The 23,967-nt window shown below is 53.4% G+C and carries 24 protein-coding genes; 6 read left to right on the top strand and 18 right to left on the bottom strand.

The window, feature by feature from the left end; all coding sequences use genetic code 11:
- Nucleotides 1–13 precede the first annotated feature (13 nt).
- The 16 genes from B4N58_RS08370 to B4N58_RS08295 form a co-directional block, all read right to left on the bottom strand.
- Nucleotides 14–844, bottom strand: coding sequence for an ATP-binding cassette domain-containing protein (locus B4N58_RS08370; protein WP_291748077.1), 831 nt, complete (start codon nucleotides 842–844; stop codon nucleotides 14–16).
- Complete coding sequence (locus B4N58_RS08365; RefSeq protein WP_291742532.1) at nucleotides 841–1,779, bottom strand: alpha-D-ribose 1-methylphosphonate 5-phosphate C-P-lyase PhnJ; 939 nt, start codon at nucleotides 1,777–1,779, stop codon at nucleotides 841–843. The genes B4N58_RS08370 and B4N58_RS08365 overlap by 4 nt, the downstream gene beginning before the upstream one ends.
- Nucleotides 1,766–2,896, bottom strand: a complete 1,131-nt coding sequence (locus tag B4N58_RS08360) for a carbon-phosphorus lyase complex subunit PhnI (protein ID WP_291748074.1) — start codon at nucleotides 2,894–2,896, stop codon at nucleotides 1,766–1,768. The genes B4N58_RS08365 and B4N58_RS08360 overlap by 14 nt, the downstream gene beginning before the upstream one ends.
- The gene (gene phnH, locus B4N58_RS08355) at nucleotides 2,896–3,459 is read right to left on the bottom strand and encodes a phosphonate C-P lyase system protein PhnH (protein WP_291748072.1); all 564 of its coding nucleotides are present in this window, start codon (nucleotides 3,457–3,459) and stop codon (nucleotides 2,896–2,898) included. Before phnH ends, B4N58_RS08360 begins: the two co-directional genes overlap by 1 nt.
- Nucleotides 3,452–3,922 (bottom strand): phosphonate C-P lyase system protein PhnG, encoded by a 471-nt coding sequence (gene phnG, locus B4N58_RS08350; protein WP_291742541.1) that lies wholly within the window; start codon nucleotides 3,920–3,922, stop codon nucleotides 3,452–3,454. Before phnG ends, phnH begins: the two co-directional genes overlap by 8 nt.
- 10 nt (nucleotides 3,923–3,932) lie before the next feature.
- Nucleotides 3,933–4,958, bottom strand: coding sequence for a phosphonate ABC transporter, permease protein PhnE (gene phnE, locus B4N58_RS08345; RefSeq protein WP_291748068.1), 1,026 nt, complete (start codon nucleotides 4,956–4,958; stop codon nucleotides 3,933–3,935).
- Between the two features lie 23 nt (nucleotides 4,959–4,981).
- Nucleotides 4,982–5,785, bottom strand: coding sequence for a phosphonate ABC transporter ATP-binding protein (gene phnC, locus B4N58_RS08340; protein ID WP_008248407.1), 804 nt, complete (start codon nucleotides 5,783–5,785; stop codon nucleotides 4,982–4,984).
- Between the two features lie 11 nt (nucleotides 5,786–5,796).
- The gene (locus B4N58_RS08335; RefSeq protein WP_291748062.1) at nucleotides 5,797–6,741 is read right to left on the bottom strand and encodes a phosphate/phosphite/phosphonate ABC transporter substrate-binding protein; all 945 of its coding nucleotides are present in this window, start codon (nucleotides 6,739–6,741) and stop codon (nucleotides 5,797–5,799) included.
- Between the two features lie 29 nt (nucleotides 6,742–6,770).
- Nucleotides 6,771–7,499: a phosphonate metabolism transcriptional regulator PhnF gene (gene phnF, locus B4N58_RS08330; protein WP_105027854.1), complete on the bottom strand. Its 729-nt coding sequence runs from the start codon at nucleotides 7,497–7,499 to the stop codon at nucleotides 6,771–6,773.
- A 166-nt stretch (nucleotides 7,500–7,665) separates the two neighbouring features.
- Nucleotides 7,666–8,181 carry a hypothetical protein gene (locus B4N58_RS08325; protein WP_291748058.1) on the bottom strand — a complete coding sequence of 172 codons (516 nt, stop codon included), beginning with the start codon at nucleotides 8,179–8,181 and terminating at the stop codon, nucleotides 7,666–7,668.
- A gap of 101 nt (nucleotides 8,182–8,282) precedes the next feature.
- Nucleotides 8,283–11,417: an efflux RND transporter permease subunit gene (locus B4N58_RS08320; RefSeq protein ID WP_291748055.1), complete on the bottom strand. Its 3,135-nt coding sequence runs from the start codon at nucleotides 11,415–11,417 to the stop codon at nucleotides 8,283–8,285.
- Nucleotides 11,414–13,063 (bottom strand): efflux RND transporter periplasmic adaptor subunit, encoded by a 1,650-nt coding sequence (locus B4N58_RS08315; protein WP_291748052.1) that lies wholly within the window; start codon nucleotides 13,061–13,063, stop codon nucleotides 11,414–11,416. Before B4N58_RS08315 ends, B4N58_RS08320 begins: the two co-directional genes overlap by 4 nt.
- Nucleotides 13,060–14,385 (bottom strand): TolC family protein, encoded by a 1,326-nt coding sequence (locus tag B4N58_RS08310; RefSeq protein WP_198006788.1) that lies wholly within the window; start codon nucleotides 14,383–14,385, stop codon nucleotides 13,060–13,062. Before B4N58_RS08310 ends, B4N58_RS08315 begins: the two co-directional genes overlap by 4 nt.
- A 94-nt stretch (nucleotides 14,386–14,479) precedes the next feature.
- Complete coding sequence (locus B4N58_RS08305) at nucleotides 14,480–14,785, bottom strand: hypothetical protein (RefSeq protein ID WP_291748048.1); 306 nt, start codon at nucleotides 14,783–14,785, stop codon at nucleotides 14,480–14,482.
- A gap of 47 nt (nucleotides 14,786–14,832) precedes the next feature.
- Nucleotides 14,833–16,179 (bottom strand): ATP-binding protein, encoded by a 1,347-nt coding sequence (locus B4N58_RS08300; protein WP_291748045.1) that lies wholly within the window; start codon nucleotides 16,177–16,179, stop codon nucleotides 14,833–14,835.
- A complete protein-coding gene (locus tag B4N58_RS08295) occupies nucleotides 16,176–16,904 on the bottom strand; it encodes a heavy metal response regulator transcription factor (protein WP_050771112.1) in 729 nt (242 codons plus the stop codon). Before B4N58_RS08295 ends, B4N58_RS08300 begins: the two co-directional genes overlap by 4 nt.
- 187 nt (nucleotides 16,905–17,091) lie before the next feature.
- Here B4N58_RS08295 and B4N58_RS08290 point away from each other — a divergent pair, with 187 nt between their 5' ends.
- Both B4N58_RS08290 and B4N58_RS08285 read left to right on the top strand, forming a co-directional pair.
- On the top strand, nucleotides 17,092–17,403 hold the full coding sequence (locus tag B4N58_RS08290) for a hypothetical protein (RefSeq protein ID WP_008246881.1): 312 nt from the start codon (nucleotides 17,092–17,094) through the stop codon (nucleotides 17,401–17,403).
- Nucleotides 17,404–17,513: 110 nt separating this feature from the next.
- On the top strand, nucleotides 17,514–18,833 hold the full coding sequence (locus tag B4N58_RS08285) for an ABC1 kinase family protein (RefSeq protein ID WP_291748041.1): 1,320 nt from the start codon (nucleotides 17,514–17,516) through the stop codon (nucleotides 18,831–18,833).
- Between the two features lie 6 nt (nucleotides 18,834–18,839).
- Here the strand turns inward: B4N58_RS08285 and chrA are convergent, their stop codons facing one another.
- A complete protein-coding gene (gene chrA / locus B4N58_RS08280) occupies nucleotides 18,840–20,201 on the bottom strand; it encodes a chromate efflux transporter (RefSeq protein WP_291748038.1) in 1,362 nt (453 codons plus the stop codon).
- 2 nt (nucleotides 20,202–20,203) lie between these two features.
- A complete protein-coding gene (locus B4N58_RS08275) occupies nucleotides 20,204–21,079 on the bottom strand; it encodes a chromate resistance protein ChrB domain-containing protein (protein WP_348680645.1) in 876 nt (291 codons plus the stop codon).
- Between the two features lie 185 nt (nucleotides 21,080–21,264).
- Here B4N58_RS08275 and B4N58_RS08270 point away from each other — a divergent pair, with 185 nt between their 5' ends.
- The 4 genes from B4N58_RS08270 (at nucleotide 21,265) to B4N58_RS08255 (ending at nucleotide 23,966) form a co-directional block, all read left to right on the top strand.
- Nucleotides 21,265–21,615 (top strand): DUF3147 family protein, encoded by a 351-nt coding sequence (locus tag B4N58_RS08270; RefSeq protein WP_291748033.1) that lies wholly within the window; start codon nucleotides 21,265–21,267, stop codon nucleotides 21,613–21,615.
- Nucleotides 21,616–21,693: 78 nt separating this feature from the next.
- Entirely contained in the window at nucleotides 21,694–22,047 is a 354-nt protein-coding gene (locus tag B4N58_RS08265) for a hypothetical protein (protein ID WP_291748029.1), read from the top strand.
- A gap of 45 nt (nucleotides 22,048–22,092) precedes the next feature.
- On the top strand, nucleotides 22,093–23,346 hold the full coding sequence (locus B4N58_RS08260) for a TolC family protein (RefSeq protein WP_291748027.1): 1,254 nt from the start codon (nucleotides 22,093–22,095) through the stop codon (nucleotides 23,344–23,346).
- Nucleotides 23,343–23,966: a hypothetical protein gene (locus B4N58_RS08255; protein ID WP_291748024.1), complete on the top strand. Its 624-nt coding sequence runs from the start codon at nucleotides 23,343–23,345 to the stop codon at nucleotides 23,964–23,966. The genes B4N58_RS08260 and B4N58_RS08255 overlap by 4 nt, the downstream gene beginning before the upstream one ends.
- The last annotated feature ends 1 nt before the right edge of the window (nucleotide 23,967 follow it).

The following is a 23,967-nucleotide window of genomic DNA, read 5'->3' as shown; positions in this document are numbered from 1 at the left end:
GTATTGCCAACCTTTACAAGGCAGAAGCCACCAGGCGTTGCGTATACGCATGCTGGGGGTCTTCAAGAATTTGATCGGTCAGCCCGGTTTCAATCACGCGGCCGTACTTCATGACCATGGCCCGGCTGGTCAACAGGCGGATCACGCCCAAATCGTGAGTGACCACTACCATGGCGGTTTTCAGTTCCTGCTGAATTTCAAGAATCAAGTCGAGAATGCGGGCTTGAACAGAAAGATCCAGACCCGTGGTGACTTCGTCGAGAAACAGCAGGGGCGGTTGTGTGGCCAGGGCCTTGGCAATTTGCACACGCTGCTGCATGCCACCTGAAAACTTCTTCGGCGAATCGTCGATACGGTCGGCCAGTACTTCCGTACGGGCCAGCAAATCGAGCGCGCGTTCGCGAATGGCTTTGTAGTTCACCAGGTCGCTCATCAACAAACGCTCTGCGATATTGCCACCGGCTGACACATTGAAATTCAAGCCCAGGTGTGGGTTTTGATACACCATGCCGAAGCGGTGGTTGCGCAGCCAGCGGCGTTGCGCGGCGTTCAGGTCGAACAGGTTCCATGCATGGTCGTGCTCAAAAAATTGCGCCGAACCCCGGGTGGGTTCTTCATCGAAGAACAGGGTTTTCACCACAGTGGATTTGCCACTGCCCGACTCGCCCATGATGCCCAGAATTTCACCGGGGTGAAGCTCGAAGCTGACATCGTGCGCCGCCACCACCGAGCCACACCAACTGCAAATATTGGTCTCTTGCTCGGGGCCTGTGGTCTCGATGCACTTGGAGCAACCACGGCCATGAATTTTGCTTAAGCCTTGAACACTGAGAATTGGCTTCATGCATTGACCCCTTCAGCCTGATTCAACTTGAGCACCGCCAGTTGATCGTTGCAGTAATCGCTGTCAGAACATTGGTACTGACGCTCGCCCTGTTCACTGATTACTTCATCCAGAAAACTGTGTGTACAGCCACACCGCATGCAAGCATGGCGATTTCCCTGCGAATCCAGAAAGTTTTCCGTGCGGAACGGCACGTCTTCGAATGCCAAAGGCACTGCGCTTGTGTAAGGCGGTACTGCGTATATTTTCTTTTCGCGACCAGCGCCCAGCAAAACCAGATTGGGGCAATGGTGCAAACGCGGCACGTCGTATCGCGGAATCGGGCTGGGATCGATGACGTAATGGCCATTGATTTTGGTGGGGTAGCGGTGCGAAATCGTGATCTCGTTGAACTGCACAATGTCTTCGTACAGCTTGGTCAACAGGCGCGAGTAATCACCCTCGCCGTGCATGGTTTTGCGTTTTTCTTCAGAAGGCTCAACCACCACCAGTGGGTCGGGGTACGGTACTTGTAACACCAGCACCTGGTCTTCGCGCAACATCACTTCGGGTATGCGGTGGCGCGATTGAATAATGGTGGCTTCCACAGTGCGCTCGGTGGTCGAAACACCGGGACAGGTCAGTTCAACAAAATGCCGCAGGTTGACGGCATTCACGGAATCATCTGCACCTTGATCAATCACTTTCAAATTGTCATTTTGACCGATCAGCGACAAGGTAAGCTGCAAGCCGCCGGTACCAAACCCACGCCCCATTGGCATTTCACGACTGGCGTAAGGTGTTTGGTAACCGGGAATGGCAATGGCCTTCAAAATGGTGCGGCGTACTTCACGCTTGGCATATTCATCCAGAAAACCAAAGTTGTAGGCAGTGCCCTCATGCAGGTCGCTGTCTGCCTCTTGTTCGTCAATTGCGGGCAGTTCATAGTGGCGCATCGTGCAGGTCTCCTCTTGCTTTCATCTGTGTGGCGCGCAGGCGGTCCATGTCACTTTGGAAGGTGACGTAGTGCGGCATTTTGTAGTGGTTGGCAAAACCCATGGAGTCCACACCATCGATGTGAAGCAGCACAAACTCTGGGTCTTCCGACGGGTTGGATGGGCCATCGCGCATGCCTTTTTGCAAGGCACGGTCCAGAATAGCCATGGAAATGGCCTTGGTTTCGTTGTGACCCAGGCAAGCGCCGTAACCCAGTGTAAAAGTGGGCAGTTCGCCCGGCTCGGCACCTTCGTACATGGCCACCACTTCGCATTCGGTGATCAGCACTTCGCCCGCCTCGGTGGGCTCTCCAGTGACCGGGTGGGGCAGCAACACGGGCAGATAGCCCACGCGCAGCTCGGCAATGGTGGGGTGAATGTCGCCATAGCCCCGCATATTGGAATAGGCCATGGCCAGCAGTGAACCTGTTTCTGCACGCGCCATGGTCGCCAACGCAGCAGAGCGATTAACCGGAAACACCAAAGGTTCGCGCGTAATGTCGAACGCCTGTTCAGGCCTGTTTTTTGAAGCAGCACTGATTCCTGGAATCAGTCCTTCGGCGCGCAATGAATCGAGCACTTTGGGAAACGTGTCGGGCAAGCTTGCATGGGCTGCATGGTTTTTCAAGAACCGGCGTGCCATGTTCTGAAACACCTCGGCACTTTCATCCACCAGATCAAGCCGCATCAGGCGCAAAGCATAATCGGTTGTGGGGCCCAACATTTGGCCACCTGGAATGTCTTTGAATGCGCTGGAGATGCGGCGAATCAATCGCATACTGCCGGTGCTTTGCACGGGTGTTTCAAGCACGCGCGGTTTCGTCGAACGGTAGGCGCGCAATGCAAATGCGGCCTCCAGCGTATCGCCCTGCATTTGCTTGATGGCCAATGCAGCCAGACGCGGGTGGTACAAGCCACCTTCAGACACAATGCGACTGGTCAACAGGCGCAGCTGGTTTTCAATGGCATTAAGGCTGATTGGTGTGCCTTGTTCGCCTTCGGCGGTGCGCAGTGCTTCAAAGGCCAGTTCGGCGCCTTCAATGGCTTTTGCGCCACCTTTAATGGCCACATAACCCATCAGAATTCTCCTTGAACTTGTGTGGTGCGTGGCAAGGCCACCACCTGGTTTTCACCCACCAGAATGAAATCCACACCGGTGGGAAAAGCAGCGTTCCAGAATGCCCTTCGTTGCAACCAGGCCTCATTCAAGCCAGTCACGTGCAGTGTGTTTTCCTGCTCAATGCCGGGGCCTTTCAACACCATGGGGAGGGCCGCATCCGAGTTGTCAAAACCGTGCACCTGCAAAATCAGGGTGGCACCGTATTCGGGTTCTTCCAGCGTGCCCAGCATGGGCTGAAATGCCGGCGACTTACCGCCGTTGCAAACCACAAAATTTGCGTGGTCTGCCACAACCATTCTGGCCTCCAGCCGCATGCGAACATCCCCATTCAGCAAGGCATCGGGATCGGCCAAACCAACTTCGCCATCAATCAAGGTGGCCAGCACCTGTTCCAGCGCTGGGCCCTGGCCATGCAGGTTTTGAATACGGCCCGGATAGGCAAAGGCATTCATCAAGGCTTTGAAATTGAGCTGCTGCAGTTGAGGTGTGTAGGTTTTCAAAGCATCCGGATTTTCAAACATGCTCGTCCTCGTCCAGGGTGCTTAACAATGAAAAGTCCACCTTGGTGGCACTCAAATTGGCACGGCGAAGTGCCGCATCGGCCTGTACCTGGGTTGCGCCTACCTGCAGGCTGTGTTCAACCAGTTCCCAGCCGGGTAGTTGTGCCGCCAATACACCATCGAGAATTGCCATGGCGCGGGTCAGGCCCACACGGTCGTCCATGCAAATGGCCGCACCTTCTGCCACTTTGCCGTTCGGGCTGTGAATGCGGACATGCGCTTTGGTCACCGGAATTTCGCCCAGAAAATAAGCATCGCCCATGGCGCTGTCGCGCAGCTGTAGCAAGCCCAAACCTGCTTTCGGAATGTGAAGGTCGGTGATGGTGCAAGCGGCACTCACTTCTTTGGCCAAAGCCTTGATGCGTGCAGGCTCGCTGGCCTGCCACATGCGCAACCACTGGCTGCGGGGAATGTTGTTCGTCATGTCGCTTCCCTTAAATCAACTTGGCGCGAATGCGTGCCGACAATTGATCGAGCACAAACACGAAGATGAAAATTGCAATCAAAATGGTCATGACATGGCCATACTGGAACAGATCAAATCGGCCTTTCAGTTCCTGACCAATACCGCCGGCACCCACCAAGCCAATTACAGTGGCCATGCGCAAATTGCGATCCAGAATGTAGGCGGTGTAGGCGATGTACTGTGGAAACACTTGTGGAATCACGCCGTACCACAAGGTTTTCAACTTGCCGGAACCAATCGCCTCGAGCGCTTCCTGAGGTTTACGGTCTGCATTTTCAATGTCTTCTGCGTAAAACTTGCCCAAAAAACCCGCTGCATGAAAACCCAGGGCCAGTACCCCGGCGATAGGGCCGAACCCGTAAGCCAGCACCAAAAAAAGCGCCACAATGAGTTCGGGCATTGATCGCAACAAACTGATCAGGCCACGTGTTGCCGTGTATGTGAATTTGTTGGGGCTGTAATTCACCGCCGCGAAATAAGCCAGTGGAATGGACAGCACCACAGAAATAATCGTGCCCCAAAACGCAATTTCCAGTGTTTGAATCATTTTCACAAACACGTCCCACACATAACCCAATGGGCGCACCAGCACCTCTCGGGTTTCTGTCACGCTTTCCATTTCCAGCGTGTCGGTGTTCATGCGTTGCGTGGTAATTTCCTGCGTTTCAATGTACGCAAAGCCGGGTAAGTTCTCGCGATCCAGATCGGGCAGGCGGTTGGTTTCTTCCTGCGTGGCCACAACGGGTGGCCACATCACCTCGCCCACGCGGGAGAAGCCGCGCACCACTTGGGAATCGTCGTTGAATCCCATCAAATTGCCAAAAGCCTGGCTGGTCATGTTGACCATTTTGTCCATCTCGGTGCGGTGGCCGGTCACCAACAACAAAGCGAACACACAAATCAGAATCAACAGGTGTTTGGCGCTGTAGGGGGCTTCAAGCCGCCAACGCAGCTCCGTACCCGGGGGCGGCATGGGAATGGGTTTGCTACTCATGGTTGTTTTTCCGTATGGGGTATTCAAGCAGTGGCCAGGCGCAAACCCGGGACTTGCAGTTCAATTTCTTCATCATCGGCAGGGGTATCTTCCCAACGCGCGCCGTGGTACAGGTCGTTCACTTTGGCATCGGTGAATTCAGCCGGGGTGCCATCAAACACCACCTTGCCGTTGCGCATGCCCACAATTCGATCGCCAAACTCACGTGCCAAATCCACTTGGTGCAAGCTGCACAACACCGTGGCACCGCGCTCGCGTGCAGCGTCCCGAATCAGGCCAAGAATGTCGGCAGAAATTTTCGGATCCAGACTGGCCACGGGTTCATCGGCCAATACCACTTCGGGATCCAGCATGAAGGCGCGGGCAATGCCCACGCGCTGCTGCTGCCCGCCCGACAAATCGCCTGCACGGCGGGTCAGGTGTTCAGGCCTTAAGCCGACTTGCTCAACCAGTGCGCACGCCTTGTCGCGTTGTTCAGGTTCAAACCAACCCGACAATGCACGCGCCATGCTGACCTTGGGCAACATACCTGCCAACACATTGGAGGCCACGCTTAAACGGGGCGACAAATTGAAGTGCTGGTGAATCATGGCCACACGTTGGCGCAACATTTTTTCCGTACTTGAGTTCAACACCTCGCCATCAATTTTCACAAAACCCTCTGTGGGCTTGACCAAGCCGTTGACTGCACGCAGCAAAGTGGATTTGCCCGCGCCGGAAGGGCCGAGAATGACGCAAAACTGACCTTTTGGAATCTGCAAGGAAATATTGCTCAGTGCATGCGTGCCATCGACCCACTGCTTGGAAATGGTGTTGAACTCAATCATGGTGTACTCCTTTATCGCTTGCTGGCCTTGGCCATCAGGTCTTGCTTCACGTTCTCGGTAACCAGGTCGAACAACTTGCCGGCGTTGGCCATGTCTTCTTCGCTCACCTTCGAGGTGTAGGCATCCACACGCGTGCCGCCGTAACCGCGGATTTGGTCTTTGGTAATGCCGGGCATGGTATGCACGGTGTCAAATGCGGTGCGAAGCTTGGTCTTCACATCGGCATTCACCTTTGGGTGAATGGCCAGTGGTGGGTAAGGAATGGGCGCGCTTTTGGCGACCACCTTGAATTTGTTGGGGTCGATGGCCTTGGCGTTCACCGCTTTTTCGAATGAATCAAAAGAAGCACCACCCACATCGGAAAGACCTTCATTCAAGGCATTCAGCACATTGGCGTGGCTGCCCGCCATGTTCACGGTTTTCGCATCCAACCAAGGCTTCACGCCACCTTGCATCATCATAGCCACTGGCACGTTAAAGCTTGAAGTACTGTTCACATCACCCAGCGCAATGCGTTTTCCTTTGATGTCGGTGATGCTGTTCACATTGGCGTCTTTGCGCGCAAAAATGCCGCTGTAGTACACCGATCCACCGCCACGTACAGCGAGTGCCAACAACTCGGCACAATTTCGCGCTTTGGCTTGCAGGTAAGTGGCCGGGCCATAAAAGGCAATGTCGGCCGCGCCACTGCACATGGCCTCTACAGCAGCGGAATAGCTTTGCCCCACCTTGATGTCAAAGTTGATGCCAGTGGCCTGTGTAATTGCGCTGAACACGGGTTGGAAGTCTTTCTTGGTGCCGTCTTCGGTACCGCCATCGGCGGGAATCAAAACCACACGCAGGGGTTTGTTGGCGCTGCCGTCGTTTTGAACCTGGGCCGTGGCCAAGCCAGGTGCAAAGGTTGCTGCAACAGCCAGCGCGGTGAGTGTTTTCAGGGTGTTGCGTTTTGAAATCATGAAAGTTCTCCGGGTTTAATAAGGAGTGATTAAGGATTAATGCGCAGTTGAATTCGATCCGCGCGGAATCGCGTGATGGCGTACTCCACGGGTTCACCGGTTTTGCTACACAGGTTCAGGCTTTTCACGCGAAGCACTGGGCGGTTTTGCGGCATGCTTAACAGCCGTGCGTCATCGCCTTGGGGCAACACGGAAGTCACCAAGCTTTCAGTACGGCGCGGCGTGCAGCCATATTCTTTTTTCAGCAAGGCGTGCAGCGACCCGCCCTCGTACAGGTTTTCAAGATTCGGAAATTTTGCGGCGGGTAAAAAATGTGAAATCACACATAGCGGGCGCCCTTCACCAGTGCGGACAGATTCAATCCACACCACAGGGTCGGCCACTGCAATGTTCAAACGCTCGGCGACACGGTGAATGGCAGGTATCACTTGTCGTTTGTGAACAATGTCCTCGGCCTGCATGCCATGCGCCGCCAGGTTCTCGGTAAACCGGGTGCCCTGCCCAATTTGGTAATCAAGATAGGTGTCGAGCACAAAAACGCCCTTGCCATGGCGACGCTCCAGAAGACCCGAATCAACCAGTTCATCAATGGCACGGCGCAGGGTATGGCGGTTGACGCCGTAGTTTTTTGCCAGCTCGCCCTCGGCGGGCAAACCATCACCGGGTTGGTAGTTGCGCAGCACTTCCTGCTCCAGTTGGCGGGCAATCTGGAAGTAAAGGGCTTCACCGGTATCTCGGGCAAGGGCATACAGGGTCATGGCAGTGATCTAGACATGTAGACAATGCACGCAGTGTACGAAGAGGCTGTGAAGTTTTTATGACGCTGGCTGTAACAAGCCGAAGCAAGGGCGTAGAACTACGCCGAAAGGCCCATGAAACGGACCTTCCGGAGATTTTTTAAATTATTGTGAATCAGAATTTAGTTCAGGATTTATTGGACGTGCTACTGCTTTCAACCAAACGCGGTTGTTCATCCCGAGGCCATTCAAAACTGTAAAAACCCTGTTTGCCATTGATCGTGTAATCAAACTGACCACTGATCACACGGGGTTTCATTTCCAGATTGAACACGCACTGGTTGGGGGCTTCGCAACCGTGCTGCTTCACCAAGGTGCTAACTTCCGGATCAATTAAGGGCGCAGTGTGCAAGCCCTGAGGTGTCATGAAATACACCCCGGCATTGTTGCCGCAGTGGTTTTCGATCAGGGTATGGCCAACGCCCTCAAACCGGAATTCGCAATTGTTTTTCGATGCGTACGACAATACCTGCTGAGCCGCGGCTTTTTCCTGACACGAGGACACCCCGAACAAAGTGAGTGCGGTGGCAACCATCAAACTGAACACTACAAAAAGAAATTTACTGGCTTTGCCCAGAAATGAGCCCTGCCGCCGATGTGAATCGAACGACAGGGAGCGCGACCTGCTGCTTTTGTTGAACATGGCTGGTTGACCTTCTGTGAGTGAGGTTGGGATATTGGCAATCAAGCTGCACCTTTCTCAACGTCAAACTTCGGTCTGGGTTTACACAGCACACACCCAATTCACGCAGGTTTGCGAGTTTGCCCACGCCGAATCAGCAAAAACACCGCTGGAATGACAAACATGGACAACAATGGTGCACTCACCATACCACCTACCATGGGTGCGGCAATGCGTTGCATGACCTCACTTCCTGTACCGGTACCCCACATAATCGGTATTAACCCAGCAAGAATAGTAAGAACTGTCATGGCTTTGGGACGTACCCGAAGCACAGCGCCTTCGCGAATCGCATCCAGCAAATCTTCTTCGTTGATATTTCCGCGCTTCACCCGGTTGGCCCAGCTTTGGTTCAGGTACAGCAACATGATGACGCCAAATTCTGCCGCTACACCAGCCAGTGCAATAAAACCCACCGCGCCCGCCACTGACAAATTGAACTCAAGCATCCACAACAACCACGCACCACCAATCAGTGCAAAAGGCAATGTGGCCATGATCAGCAGGGCTTCATCCACCTGTTTAAAGGTCATGTACAACAGCACGAAAATGATCAGAACAGTAAACGGCACCACCAGTTTCAATTTCTCGGTCGCGCGTTCCAGATACTCAAACTGGCCCGACCACGACATGGAATAGCCCGCAGGCAAATTGACTTGCTCGGCCACCGCACTTTGCATGTCGAGTACCGCAGAACGCAGGTCGCGCCCCCGAATATCGATGTACACATAGCCCGCCAATCGTGAATTTTCACTGCGCAACATGGGTGGGCCATCTGTGATTTGAATGGTGGCCACATCGGCCAGCACAATGCGCTGCCCGGAATCGGTGTACACAGGTAGAGCACGCAGACGGGTCAAGGAATCACGCAATTCACGCGGATAACGCACATTGATTGGAAAACGCTGCAAACCCTCCACAGTTTCGCCAATGTTCATGCCGCCCACTGCGCTTGAAATAATCGACTGAACGTCAGAAATATTCATGCCATAACGCGCAGCCTTGTCGCGGTCGATGTCGACATCGATATAACGCCCACCGGTCAACCGCTCTGCAAAGGCACTACTCACACCCTCAATATTTTTGACCGCCTTTTCAACCTGCACTGACAGTTTATTGATGGTGGCGAGATCAGGGCCCGTGACTTTCACGCCCACTGGGCTTTTAATACCCGTGGCCAGCATGTCAATCCGGTTGCGAATGGGTGGCACCCAAATATTCGTTAAGCCGGGTACCCGAACAATTTTGTCGAGTTCATCAACCAGCATGTCTGCCGTCATACCGTCTCGCCATTCATCTTTGGGCTTGAACTGAATGGTGGTTTCAAACATTTCAAGCGGAGCCGGATCAGTGGCGGTTTCTGCACGCCCCGCCTTGCCATAAACACTTTCAACTTCAGGCAAAGTTTTAATCAAGCGGTCAGTTTGTTGCAGTAACTCGGCCGCCTTGCCCACCGACAAACCAGGCAGTGCAGTAGGCATATAAAGCAAATCGCCCTCGTCTAGCGGCGGCATGAACTCAGTGCCCAACTGGCTAAGTGGATAAATACTAATGCCCAACAACACCATGGCCACAGCCACGGTAGTTTTGGGAAACTTCAACACCGCGTCCAGTGCAGGTCGATAGGCGGCGATCAAACCTCGATTGATGGGATTGGCTGTCTCACTTGGAATTTTGCCGCGGATCAAATACCCCATTAGCACCGGTATCAAGGTGACTGCCAAGCCGGCAGAAGCTGCCATGGCATAGGTTTTTGTGTAGGCCAAAGGCGCAAACAGGCGGCCTTCCTGCGCTTCCAGTGTGAACACCGGAATGAAACTGAGCGTAATCACCAGCAAAGAAGAAAACAGCGCAGGGCCGACTTCAACAGCAGCGTCGCCGATCACCTGCCAGCGTGCCGCCCCCTCAAGGTTTTGGCCAGGATTGTCGTGAGCCCATTGCTCCAGATGTTTGTGTGCGTTTTCAATCATGACCAGTGCCGCATCCACCATGGCACCAATCGCAATCGCGATGCCACCCAAGGACATCACATTCGCGTTCACCCCTTGCTGCTGCATCACGATGAAGGAGATCAACACACCCAATGGCAAGGAAACAATCGCCACGAAAGCCGAGCGGAAGTGCAGCAGAAACACAAAACACACCAGCGCCACCACAATGAATTCTTCCAGCAATTTAAAGCTGAGGTTGTCGATGGCATTGTTGATCAGCGTTGAACGGTCATACACCTCAACAATTTCCACGCCCTGAGGTAGCCCCAGTTTCAGGCTTTCCAGCTTCGCTTTCACCGCGTCAATTGTTTGCAATGCGTTTTTCCCCGAACGCATCACCACGATGCCGCCCACCGATTCACCATTGCCATTCAGTTCGCCAATGCCCCGGCGTATTTCAGGCCCGGTTTGAATGCGGGCCACTTCATCCAGTTGCACGGGAATCCCGGTTGCGCTGGTTTTCAAAGGCACTGCACGAAAGTCTTCAAGGTTTTCAAGATAGCCCGTGGCGCGCACCATGTATTCGGCCTCACCCAACTCGATGACCGACCCACCTGCCTCTTGATTGGCGTTGTTGATCGCCTCAATGACCTGGTTCAAAGTGATGCCATACCCTGCCAATTTCTGCGGATCAATCTCGACCTGGTACTGCTTCACAAAACCACCCACAGAAGCCACTTCAGCCACGTCTTCCACGGTTTTCAATTCATAGCGTAGAAACCAGTCTTGCAGTGCCCGCAGTTGTGACACATCCAGATTGCCTGTGGTATCCCGTAGCGCGTATTGGTAAATCCAGCCCACGCCCGTAGCATCGGGCCCCAACACACTTTTTGCCGACGCAGGCAATTGGCTTTGTGCCTGGTTCAAATACTCCAGCACTCGGGAACGAGCCCAATACAAGTCCACGCCATCTTCAAAAATAATGTAGACAAAACTGTCACCGAAAAACGAGAAGCCACGCACGTCCTTCGCCCCAGGCACAGAGAGCATGGTGGTAGTTAGCGGGTAGGTCACCTGATTCTCGACAATCTGTGGCGCCTGCCCCGGGTAACTGGTGCGCACAATTACTTGTACATCCGATAAATCGGGCAGGGCATCCAGCGGCGTTTTGTAGACCGACACCACGCCCCAGGCGCTCACCATCACGGTGGCAATCAGCACCAACAGCCTGTTGGCAATCGACCAGCGAATCAGCGCAGCTATCATGGTCGTGCTCCTGCGGGACTTACGCCCAACATCAAGGGAATGTCTTCGTTTTGCAATTGAAATTCCATTTCAATCTTTTCGCCCACTTTCAGTTGCTCACGCTGCAGTTGATCGGGCGCAGGCAGCATGAAGTCCATGGTCATCTCAGGCCACCCCAAGCCTGGAATGGGCGCATGCGTTACGGTAACTGAGTCCTCATGTATGGCTTCAACCACTGCTGATGTAATGTACTTGGTGGGCTTCTTCGCGGCCTGTTCAGCTTGCGCAGCGGCAGAACCCTCAGGCTCATTCAATCGTGCTTCCAGCCCACGCAAGCTGGCCTCGGAATCAATCAGGAACTGACCTGAAAGCACCACTTCTTGCCCCGCCTGCAAACCGGCAAGCACTTCGGTTTGCCCGTCAAACTCAATGCCGGTCTTGATTTCAACTGGCGAGAAGCGACCATCCTCACCAGCCAGCATCACCACTGCACGGCGACCAGTCTGTATCACGGCCTCAGACGAGATAATCATTGTTTCGGGTCGGCGAGTGTCCATGAAGCGGGTTTGCACAAACATGCCTGGCAGCAATTTGTTGCCCGGGTTGCTCAACACCAAACGCGCCAGTACAGTGCGCGAATTGGCGTTGACCTGTGGCAACACCGTTTGCACCTGTCCCTCAAACACCTGTCCCGGCATGGCCTGCGCTGTGGCACGCACAGAAACACCGGGCTGAACATAGGCTGCCTGGCTTTCGGGCACTTCGGCCTGCACCCACACGGTGGAAAGCCCATTGATTTCCATCAGGGTACTGCCAGGCTGCACAGTCATGCCTTCGCGCACCATCAGGTCGGTGACTACGCCGCTTCGGGGCGCAGCAATTGCCACGCGGGGCTGCACTTGTCCACTTTGTTCCACTTGTCGAATTTGCGCGCTGCTCATGCCCACTTGCAACATACGCTGGCGTGCGGCGTCCACCAAAGGTTGCAGGTTTTCACCTCGCATTTTTCGCAGCGACAAAAACTCTTCTTGCGCTGCAATCCAGTCGGGCACATACACCGTTAACAAGGTTTGGCCCTGTTTCACAGGGTCAAGCGTGGCGGTGACATTCAACTTTTCCACATACCCCATGGCGCGCGACTGCACCACCACCCGGTCACGTTCATTCCACTGCACGGCACCACTTGCAGTCACTTCGGGCGCCAACATGCCCATGGCAACTTTGGCTGTGCGTATGCCCAGGTTCTGCTGAATTCGGGGGCTCACCTTCACACTGCTGGTGTCGGCAGAATCAGCGCCCGAGTAGGCGGGTACCAGCATCATGTCCATGAAGGGGCTTTTGCCCGGTGAATCAAACTTGCGGCCCGGCACCATGGGGTCGTGGTAATACTGCACAGTCAAGCCGGTTTCCGGGTCGACATCGCCCGCCTTGATTCCACTTTCCATGTGCCTGCGTGTGGCCGCTTCTCCTTGAGGAATATTCCAGGTTGAAGGGTCTTGGCCACCTGCTGCACTGGTTTCTCCGTCAGCAGCACCCTCAGTGGCTGCACCAATGGGTGCCGACATCATGTCCATGCCCTGGCTCATGCCCAGTGCCCACAGGCCATAGCCCCCACCCGCCAGCGCGGCCAATGCGAGCACGCCAACTGCAATATGCGTCTTTTTCATTGTTGGTCCTCTTGTGGAATCAGGTATTCCAGTTGTGCCCAAAGGCGGGCCGTGTCCATTTGAATGCGCAGTTTTTCCATGCGCATGTCCAGTTCCATGCGGCGGGCTGCCAACACCTCACTCAGGGTGCCGGTGTTGCCACGGTAGGCGTCCAGCGCAGCTTGCGTGCGTTGTTGGGTCAGCGGAATCAGGCTTTGGTCGAAATCCCCCACACGCTTCACATTGCTTTTCCAGGTTTGTTGCCAGCGCTGTGTTTGCGCCAAATACTCGCGGTACAACTCAATTCGCTCTGAACGGGCTTTGGCAGCCATGGAATTGGCTGCGGCAACAGCCTGGTCTTGCCTGGAAGACTGATCTACAAACAAGGGGCGAGAAGCGCCCAGCGTCAGCATTTCAGAAAACTCGGGGCCTCGGCCTGCGTACATCACCGACAAGGTCCAGTCGGCCGACTTTTCCTGCAGCTTCACCTCGGCATTGGCCAAGGCTGCATCTTCTGCCTTTTGAAGCGCAATGATTTCCGGGTGCCTGTTCAGGCTTTCGCTCAAATCAGCTGTACCCAAGCGCGACTGGGCCAGGTTGGTGTTGTCGAGCAATTCACCACTGGCACCGCCACCCACCCAACGCTGCAAATCCGCGCGGGCATTGGCCAACATGGCCTGCGTGTCCTGTATTCGCAAATCGAGTAAACCCAGTTCCGTGCGCGCTGCAAACACCTCGGTTTGCGCGGCCTTGCCAGCCCGAAACAAGGCGTCTGCTGCGTCAATTTGCAATTGCAACTCGGTGCGCTGGCTTTGCAGCAGTTCAAGCATTTGCTGCAAATACACACTGTCCAGATAAGCCTGCGCCGTGCCGGTTCGCAATCGACTTAAAGCCAGCAACTCGCTGGCTTGCGCCACTTCCGCATTTTTGGAAAACACATTGGCCTGTGCTTTGCGTTTGTCTTGTCGCGTGAAGGTTTGCGAAATGCCCACCCCCCGCATGGTCATGAAATCAGCAGCAAGGCTGAATTGATCGGGTCCGTTGGCTGGAATGTTGCTCACCTCCAGCATCAACATGGGATCGGGCAACTCGCCTGCGGCCACTGCTTCGCTTTGGGCAGCCTGTGCTGCGGCCTTTTGGGCTTGCAACGCCTCGGAACGCTGTTCAGCGAGTTCAATGGCCCGGTTCAGGCTAAGTGGCGCAGCAGAAACAGAAGTTTCTGGCGCGGCCAAGGCTTGCTCCAATGTGTATTGCTGTGCGGCAAGTACGCCGCCAAAATTCAACAACACAAACAACGCAAGCACGGCCAGTGCAATTTTCATTAAAAAATGTTTACCCGGCATGGGGTTCTCCTGCATGGCGTTCAAGCCATGAGAAACAATCACGCAGTTGGGGTGGCAACAAGCCATCCCAACCCTCAATACAATTCAGGCGTGATCAAGCCCGGGGTGGGCGCTCAGGAGAAGTTTGCTGAAAGGAAATTCGAAGTACCTGCTCGACCGCTACATACACCGGTGAGGGGTTTTGAGAAGCAACAACAGCCGCAGAAAACGGCAAGGATGGCACGGCGCAACACAAGGGAGAACCCGCGAAGCAACCCTCATCCAGTTGCATCGCTTCAATGGTGTGCTGAGCGTGGGGCTGCGTGCTTTGCGTCTCGGCGCAGCATGGCATTGCGTGGGCCATGCTTTGAAACATGAGCGCACACAGCAACAAAACATGAACACCAATTCGACGCATCATTGGGTGAGAGAACCAGACTGCAGTAACTTAAGTTTAGCACAGACCATTCATGCCTCGGCAAGCACGGGTTTGGCTCCCTGCTTTAGTGAAAACCCGATACGCACCCAATCCCCATCGCACTGGGCAAAGGGTTCACCCCCGTGCAATCGTGCAATGGCCGCCACGATCGCCAAGCCCAAGCCATGGTTGTGGCCGCTTTCATTTCTCGATTGATCAACCCGGTAAAAAGGCTCAAACAAATGCGGCACGCTGCGCTCGGGAATACACACACCCTTGTTGCTCACCGTCACGCCAACCCGACCACTCGCGTCTGCTGGTTCAATGTGAATGTGAATGGTGCTGCTTTCTTCAGCATAGCGAATGGCATTCGACACAAGGTTGGACAAAGCCCGCTTGATCAATTCGGAATCAATGCGTGCGGAGGCATCGCCATGCATTTCAAAATGCAAATGCTTTTCCTCCAGCATCGCCTCCATGTAGTCCATCACGGTCATCACCGGTTCACTCAACTTTTCAACCCAGCGAAAATCGTTGTACTGCCCCTGGCTGGCATGCGACAAAAACAGCATGCTTTGAATAATGCGGTTCATGCGCTGCAGTTCTTCAAGGTGGCTGTGCAGGGCCTCTTTCAAATGTTCGGGATCCGGGTTTTTTTCACGCAACAACAACTCGTGGCTTACTGTGAGGCTGGACAACGGTGTATTCAGCTCATGCGCAACATTGGAGTTAAACGACCGCAATTGCTCTTGGTACTGGCCCACCTTGCCCATCAGCTTGTTGAACTGTTCAACCACTGGGTAAAGCTCTTCGGGTTCATGGTCACTCTTGATTCTTGCGTTCACATCGGAGGGGTCAAAGTCTGCAATTTTCCGACCAAACTTGTTCAGGGGTTTCAATTCAAACCGCGCCAGGGTGCCGCTCAGCAACATGATGAAGAAACCCCAAACCACCGTCACCGCCGTAAACAACAGGGCAATGAACTTCAAAAACCGTTTGTCTTCCGACACATCCATGGCCAGCTCAAGGTCGTTCATGGGCATGCTGCCACCCAGCCCACTCAAGGGGTGCATGTAAGTAACCTTGTGTTTTACCTGACTCAGCAACACCTGCGGACCATACAGCACCTGCCCGTTTTCGCCGTGCACTTTGGCACGTACGTTGCCAAGGCTGAGCAGCAGTTCATCCACCCGACCCCACATTTCAGTGGGCAGAAGTTCGCTGTTGCGGGACAACACCTGTTCCACACTGGAAGCCGCTCGGCTTAGCGTGTCCTGGTGGCGCATGTCTTGCCACATACAAATGGCCTGGTAACTGATGATGGCGATAATGCCCACACCCAGAATGCTGAGTATCGACATTTGCAGGGAGGATCGCCGCGCAATGGAACGTCTCACGATGAATAGTCCCCTGCGGTCTGCTCATTGGTCTGCTCAACGGCGCGTTGCTCCAGCACATAGCCCATGCCACGCACCGTGTGCAACAAAGGCTGGTCAAAAGGTTCGTCCATCTTGCTGCGCAAGCGGCGTACCGCCACATCCACCACATTGGTTTCGCTGTCAAAGTGCATGTCCCACACCAATTCAGCCAATTCAGTGCGGGAAAGCACCTCGCCTTTGCGGCGCAGCAGCAACCACAACAGGCTGAACTCTTTCGCGGTCAGGCGCAGGTCTTGCCCGGCACGCTTGGCCTGACGTTTTACAGCATCCAGTTCAAGGTCTGCCAGGCTTAAGTGGCTGCTGTCAGCGGTGGCGCTCGGTTGACCTTGCGCACGGCGCGCCAGTGCATGCACACGGGCCACCAACTCGGAGAATGCAAAAGGCTTGGTGAGGTAATCATCGGCACCCGCCTGCAAGCCCTTGACGCGGTCTTCAACCATGGAGCGTGCCGTCAGCATCAGTACAGGGATGTTCATGGTTTGGCGCAAGGCAGCCAGCACGCCCAAGCCATCCAGATCGGGCAGCATGCCATCCAGAATAATGAGTTCGTAATGGCCCTCGGTGGCCAGGTGCAAACCATCAATGCCATTGTGGGCAACATCCACCACAAAGCCTTCCGAGCTCAGCCCTTTTTGAAGGTAGCTGGCCAGTTTTTTTTCGTCTTCAATCACCAGAATTTTCATCGAAACTGCACCGCTGTAGCCGAGTCAACACAACCCGCAGTATAGAAGCAGGGCCCATATTTTTAAATTACAAATTTGTAATGTGCCTGTGGGCGCTTGGTAATTCGACCCTGCGTAAAGTACAACTCATGCCAACGCAATACTGCAACGGCAAAATTTGATGAAGTACCTCACAAGGAGATTTACCATGAACGCACGTCAATTGATCGCTACTTCCGTATTGGCCATTTCAGCATCTGTACCAGCCGTGGTCATGGCCAACCCCTCAACACAGCAAGGCGACGGTACCAGCCACGTGGTTGCAGTTGAAAGCCAGCGTAACCAGGCTTCTCGCCAGGCCGTGTTGAATGAATACCAGAAAGCAGTGCAAACCGGCGAATTCAGCCCAGTTGCAGGCGACCCAAGCGAAACAGCGCAAGCCGCAACTTCTACAGCAACACGCGCTGAAGTGCTGAGCAAGATCAACGGTGTAGACCTCACCGAAGGTGATGCCAGCTAATTGTTAAAAACCGGGTAGTTTTCCGGTTTTCAAAGGGCGCCTGTGATTCCCCGCACAGGCGCCTTTTGTTTTAAGATGAAGTTCATCTTTGCTTCAAAGCAGTGCCTCCCATGTCGTCCAGCCAGAAACCTCCCAAGAACAACAACGAATCTGCAGTGCCTTCGGGGCGCTTTGCGCGACTAAGCCGTTTCGGCGCGCTGGCCACCACAGTGGCAGGTTCGGTCGTGAAGAATGGCACCAAACAATTGGCACAGGGCAAACGACCCAAACTAAGCAGCTTGTTGCTAACCCCAAAAAACGCTCTGCGTGTGGCCGATCAACTGGCCCAGCTGCGCGGTGCTGCCATGAAACTGGGTCAATTGGTGTCGATGGACGCAGGCGACATGTTGCCACCGCAACTGGCCGAAATTATGGCCAAGCTGCGCCAAGACGCCAAACACATGCCGCGTAAACAACTGCTGGCTGTGCTTGAGAAAGAGTGGGGCGAGAATTGGGATGAACGCGTGCGTGAATTCAACCTGACCCCAATTGCCGCCGCATCAATTGGGCAAGTACATGAGGCCATTTCACTGGATGGTGAAAAACTCGCCATCAAAATTCAATACCCCGGTGTTCGCGACAGCATCGACAGCGACATTGACAATGTGGCCACTATTTTGCGCTTCACAGGCTTGGTACCCAAAACTTTTGATTTGGCTGCATTGCTGGCAGAAGCCAAAAAGCAACTGCATGAGGAGGCGGACTACCTGCGAGAAGCTGAGTACATCGCGAAGTACACCGAAGCATTGGGCGAAGACGAACGGTTCGAAATTCCCACGGTAAATACCGACCTGACCACACACGGTATTTTGGCCATGCGCTATGTGGAAGGCGTGCCAATTGAACAAATGGTCCACGCCACCCAACCAGTTCGGGACAAAATTGCCACCACCATGTTCCAGTTGTTGTTCAAGGAATTGCTGGGCATGCGCCTGATGCAAACCGACCCCAACTTTGCGAACTACCGCTACAATCCCAAAACAGGCCGAGTGGTGTTGCTTGATTTTGGCGCCACCCGTAGTTTTGATGAAGAATTGGTGAACGGATACATCGATGTCATGAAGGCGGCGCAAGCGGGAAGCCGCGAGTTAATGCAAAAAGCGGGCATGCGCATTGGTTACTTCGATTCCACCACAAAACCTTACCACCGCGACCTGGTACTGGACCTCATGGAACTGGCCTGCGAGCCCTATTGCACCGAGGGTTGTTTCGATTTTGGCAACACCGACCTGGCTGCGCGAATTCGCGACAAAGGCTTTGAGCTGGGCGAAGACCGAAAATTCTGGCACGCCCCGCCCATTGACTGCCTGTTCATACACCGCAAACTGGGTGGCCTTTTTTTGCTGGTCACCCGCTTGAAGGCAAGGGTGGATGTAAAAGGTTGCGTTTAAGCTTGGTCATGCAACCCACAGTGACCACAACAAACCCAATACACCACAACTCACAATGACCTCAATCACGCCACGCTTGTACTTGAAAAGTGCGACAGACGCCAACAATGCAATAACTGCGGCAGACCATTGAAACTGACCTTCAAACCCCGAGGGCCAAAGCACGTGATAGCCAAAGAACAATGCGAGATTTACGATCACCCCTACCACCGCAGCAGTAATACCTGTGAGTGGTGCCGTAAACTTCAACTGGTTGTGAGTGGTTTCTATCAGAGGTCCGCCCAACAAAATGAACACAAATGAAGGCAAGAAAGTGAACCAAGTCACGATGCTCGCGCCAGCCACACCTGCCAAAAAAAGTTGTTCAGGGCCGAACACTTCTTTCAGGTAAGCCCCCACAAAACCCACAAAAGCAACAATCATGATAAGAGGTCCAGGCGTGGTCTCTCCAAGTGCCAAGCCATCAATCATCTGCGTAGCATTCAGCCAGCCATAGTGTTCAACTGCACCGTCGTACACGTACGGCAATACTGCGTAAGCGCCGCCAAATGTAAGTAATGCCGCCTTGGTAAAAAACCATGACATTTGAGTTAAAGTGTTGTCCCAACCAAGGATCAGGAACAATGCGGTGATTGGCAAAGCCCACAAAAGCAAGCCGATGGTAGACACCGTCGCAAACCGAGACCACGTAAAAAGCGCATGCTTTGGGGTAGGCGTGTGGTCATCAATCAATGCGGGCGCATGCTGCTTTTCGGAGGCCGAATGCCCACCACCTACGCTGAATTTGCCGGGAGAATAACGCCCGCCAAAATATCCAAACAGAGCCGCTGCTGCGACAATTAGTGGAAACGGAATATTAAACACCGCCGAGGCGAGAAACGAAAATATTGCCACCCCCCACAGCAGGTTATTCTTCAGAACCCTTGAACCAATTCTGTGCGCTGCTTGAAAAACAATCGCAGTAACTGCGGGTTTGATACCGTAGAACAGCCCTGCCACCAAGGGCGTTTCACCAAACACCAAGTAAACCCACGACAAAGCAATCAGCAATATCAGCGACGGCATTACAAACAACACCCCAGCGACAATTCCTCCCCATGTTCGGTGCATTAACCAGCCAATGTAAGTTGCTAACTGCTGAGCCTCTGGCCCAGGCAACACCATGCAATAGTTGAGCGCGTGCAAAAATCGGCGTTCTGAAAGCCAACGTTTGTTCTCCACAAGCTCCTGATGCATGATTGCAATTTGCCCCGCAGGCCCACCAAAACTGATAAAGCCCAGTTTGAGCCAGAACTTAAATGCCTCCCAAAAGGTCACTTGATTAGGCGCAATTTTGGTGTCGGGCAACACTGAATGATTGATAGACATGGTCAAACAGACTCATTTTGAAAGGTAAGATAAAGTGCATCGAAAAGGGAAGATGCAATGTTGAGTAAAGCGTGATCATCGGTCAGTTGCGCACGCAGCCCAGCCAGCATGCTCTCGACTCCAGGTGCTTCTGGCGGCTGCAATCCACCTGCATCCAGGTAATGAACAATGGTGGCTATCCTTGACAACGCGGCGTCATTCAAACCGAAACTTTCCATCAGGACTTCAAAAGTGACCAAACCAGCGCTGTGAGTAAAGGCAGCTCCATCAAAATCGAATCCGATGACATTCGCAGGACAATCTGCTGGGTCTTCCAACCAAACAAACTGCGCTTTAGGGTCAATAAAACGTCGAATCAACCACGCACTTGCCATGCGATCAACCCACAAATGCTGACGTGTGGCCCAAGTCTTTTTTTGATAATCAGCAGTGTTACAAACATGAATAGCCTGATTCAGCTCTTTGGGCTCGTGGGGGCTGACTTTTTGAATAAGTCGCCGCTCAACCTCCTGCAACATGGCTTTGGTTTGCGCCAATGACTTGCCTGGAAAATAATCAATTGACTCGAGTCGGTTTAAAACTTTGTGCAACTTCCTGATTTGCTTGAATACCACCACGTAATTCTCTGAAAGTTCACTCTCCAACTTCAGCAAATCCTGCTGAAATTCTAGATACTCAGCAGTCCGATCAAATAATTCAGCGAAATTGTCGTTGACCTGCGCCTGCGTGGTCAGCAACCATGCATGCCCTTTGGCCTGAAAAACCTCTGCTTGGGTTTCGACCAACAAATCAACGCACTCAGGCCGATCCGGCAAGATATAGACCCCGTCTTTCAATACCGCAGCTCCTGCTGTTTTCAATGCCCTCCACACCCGCATGCGTGGTGTGGCTTGGTCGGCAGGAAAAGTCGTAATCAAAACAAGCCAATTATTATTCATAGCACACTCAACAAATTTTGTTGAGCATACTACATATTTAATTGCTTACACAGTACACAGAGTCCCTATAAAATTGCGAGGCTGGCGATTTCACAGCATTGTCATCATTTTCGAATGGAGATTACATGACCTGGATTATTACCAAATACATGATCACCGCTGGATTGATCGTATTGATTTCCGAAGTGGTGAAACGCAGCGACAAACTTGGTGCATTGATCGCAGCGCTGCCCATAGTCACCGTGCTCACACTGATTTGGTTGTATGTTGAAAAGGAACCCGCCGAAAAACTCAGCAACCACGCTTTTCTAACTTTCTGGTATGTGCTGCCCACCCTGCCGATGTTCCTTGTTTTTCCCTCGCTGCTTGGCAAACTAGGATTTTGGCCAACGCTGGGGGTTTGCGTATTGATCACTTTTGCATTTTTCCTGCTGACCGTTAAAATCGCGCAACTGTTTGGCGTTGAACTTATGTAGCAGACGGACAGGCCAATTGCATCGAACAAACCCTGTGCTACACTAATTCCATGAAAAAAAATTGGATTCATTTTGTTGATGATGTTGTTGCCGCTTCAGTCCGCCTGGGCTGCGGTGCAGCTTTATCACAGCCATGGTTCCAGTGACTCATTGGTTGAAGTGGTCTTTCATGATCATTTTGACAAGGCGCATAGCCATTCTCACACGCATGGCGAACATGCACATGAGCAAGACAACAACTTGGATCAATCCAGCCCAGATCAATCCAACGCAACCGATCACCACCATCACTTTCACGTGCACACGGTTTCAGTGCTCAGTGAAGTAAACCTGCCCGATTTCCCCTCGCCTTCCGCTGTTCAGCTCAGCAGCATTCCTGCTTGGCAGGAAACACTTCTTTCTCAGAGAATCGAACGGCCCAACTGGCGTTAATCAACCGTCAACCCACTTATTGACTTTTGATTAACGGAGTAGTCCATGAACACACCACATTGCGTGGTGCGGCTTGGTATGGTGCTCGGAGCCATTTTTACGCTGGCGTACACACCATTACAAGCTGCCGAACGGGGTATTAGTGTTGCAACGGCTTTTGAATCAGCACTTGCAATAGACCCCGAACTTCAAGCCGCCGAAAAACGGCTTGAGTCAGCACGATATGCCACAGAAGCTGCCAGCAGCCTGACCCCGGAGCCTCTTAGCCTGGAGGGCTCGTACCGGTCTGATCGAAACTTTGACAACCAGGGCTTGAGGGAAGTGGAGCTGGGTATTGTTGCCCCGGTTTGGCTGTGGGGCGAACGCAAAGGTTCGCAAAACCTGGCCAATGCAGAACTTCAAATGGCCAGCCTGACCAAAACCCTACAGAAACTGGAATTGGCACAACAGGTTCGGCAGGCCTACTGGGACACCATCGCGGCGCACCTTGATGTGGAAATTGCGCAAGCACGCCTGGTGGGCACACAACGTTTGCTGAGCGATGTTGAGAAACGGGTTGTGGCTGGAGATTTGGCACCTGTTGATCGGCTTCAGGCCCAGGCACTGCATGCGCAAGCCAAAGCAGATTTTGGTACTGCTGTATCGAATGTATCGCTGTTGGCCGCTGAATTCACAGCATTGACAGGGCTTCCAGCCAGCGCATTAAGCGATCCGAAGATCGAAGGTATGCCGGCTTTCCAAAGTACGCCCGATTTTTCAGATCACCCGGCCTTGCTTCATGCCAAACAACGGGTCAATCTTGCGCAACTGAAAGGCGAACTTGCTGCAATTCAAAGCCGACCAAATCCAGAGATCAGCTTGGGCCTGGTGAGCGACAAAGGAGGCTTTGCCGCCCCTGAAGAAAAATCGTTGATGATCGGCACCCGAATTCCGCTTGGGTCCAATGCGAAGCACCAAAGCAGAATATTGACAACGCAGGCCGATGAACTGTCGGCGCAGGCCAGTTTGCGCAAGCTGGAAGGCAGGCTGAAGGCCAGGGCGCAAGCCATGGCTTCCGGCGTCAATCTGTATGAAGAACTCAAAAGAACTGCCGAGGAAAGAGCAAAGGCCAATCAGGAAGCCTTCGCACTCATTCAAAAGTCATTCGAGCTGGGTGAAACCGATTTGCCCACCCTGCTACGGTTTGAACAGCAGGCTTTTGAAGCACAGCGCCTTTCACGCAAAGCGACTGTTGAACATGCCGCCAAGGTGTCGGACTACAAACAGGCTCTTGGAATTTTGCCGGAGAACAATCCATGAAGAACATTTCACTTTTATTCATCGGTTCATTGCTGATGACTCAACTCGCCATGGCGGCGCCCGGTGCACATGGTCCCAACGGCGAACATTTGGACGCACCAGGCACTGGCAGTACAGTGGCCGATGTCACACCACGCACGGAAACCTTTACAGAAAATTTTGAATTGGTGGCGCGGCTTTACAGCACTGAACTGTCTGTACTGGTAGACGATTACAACACCAACGCACCGGTGTTGAACGCCACACTGGAACTGGAAGTAGGCGACTTGAAAGGCACTGCAGTGTTTCATGAAGACGCGGGCGACTATGCCTTTGATGACCCCGCCATGCTGGAGTTGTTACAGAAACCCGGCGATCACGAACTGATTTTTACGCTGACCACACCCACACAAAACGACCTGTTGCTGGCGACACTGGAATCGAACGGTGCTGCAACAGAACATGTAGAACATGGCCACCCACATCACGATAACCACGAACACGATGGCCACGGCCATATTCAAGAGCTGTTCCATTCCCCCTATGCATGGCTGGCGTTGGTGCTGGGACTGGGCGTACTCGTTCTGATCGTAGGGCGCATTCGTCGCGCTGGTTCAAACCCGGTTTCTAAAAAGATTTAAT

The sequence above is a fragment of the Limnobacter sp. UBA3528 genome (assembly GCF_002377005.1).
GTDB lineage: Bacteria > Pseudomonadota > Gammaproteobacteria > Burkholderiales > Burkholderiaceae_B > Limnobacter.
Note: the sequence above shows the minus strand (reverse complement) of the source record. Positions and strands in the feature narration are given on the sequence as shown.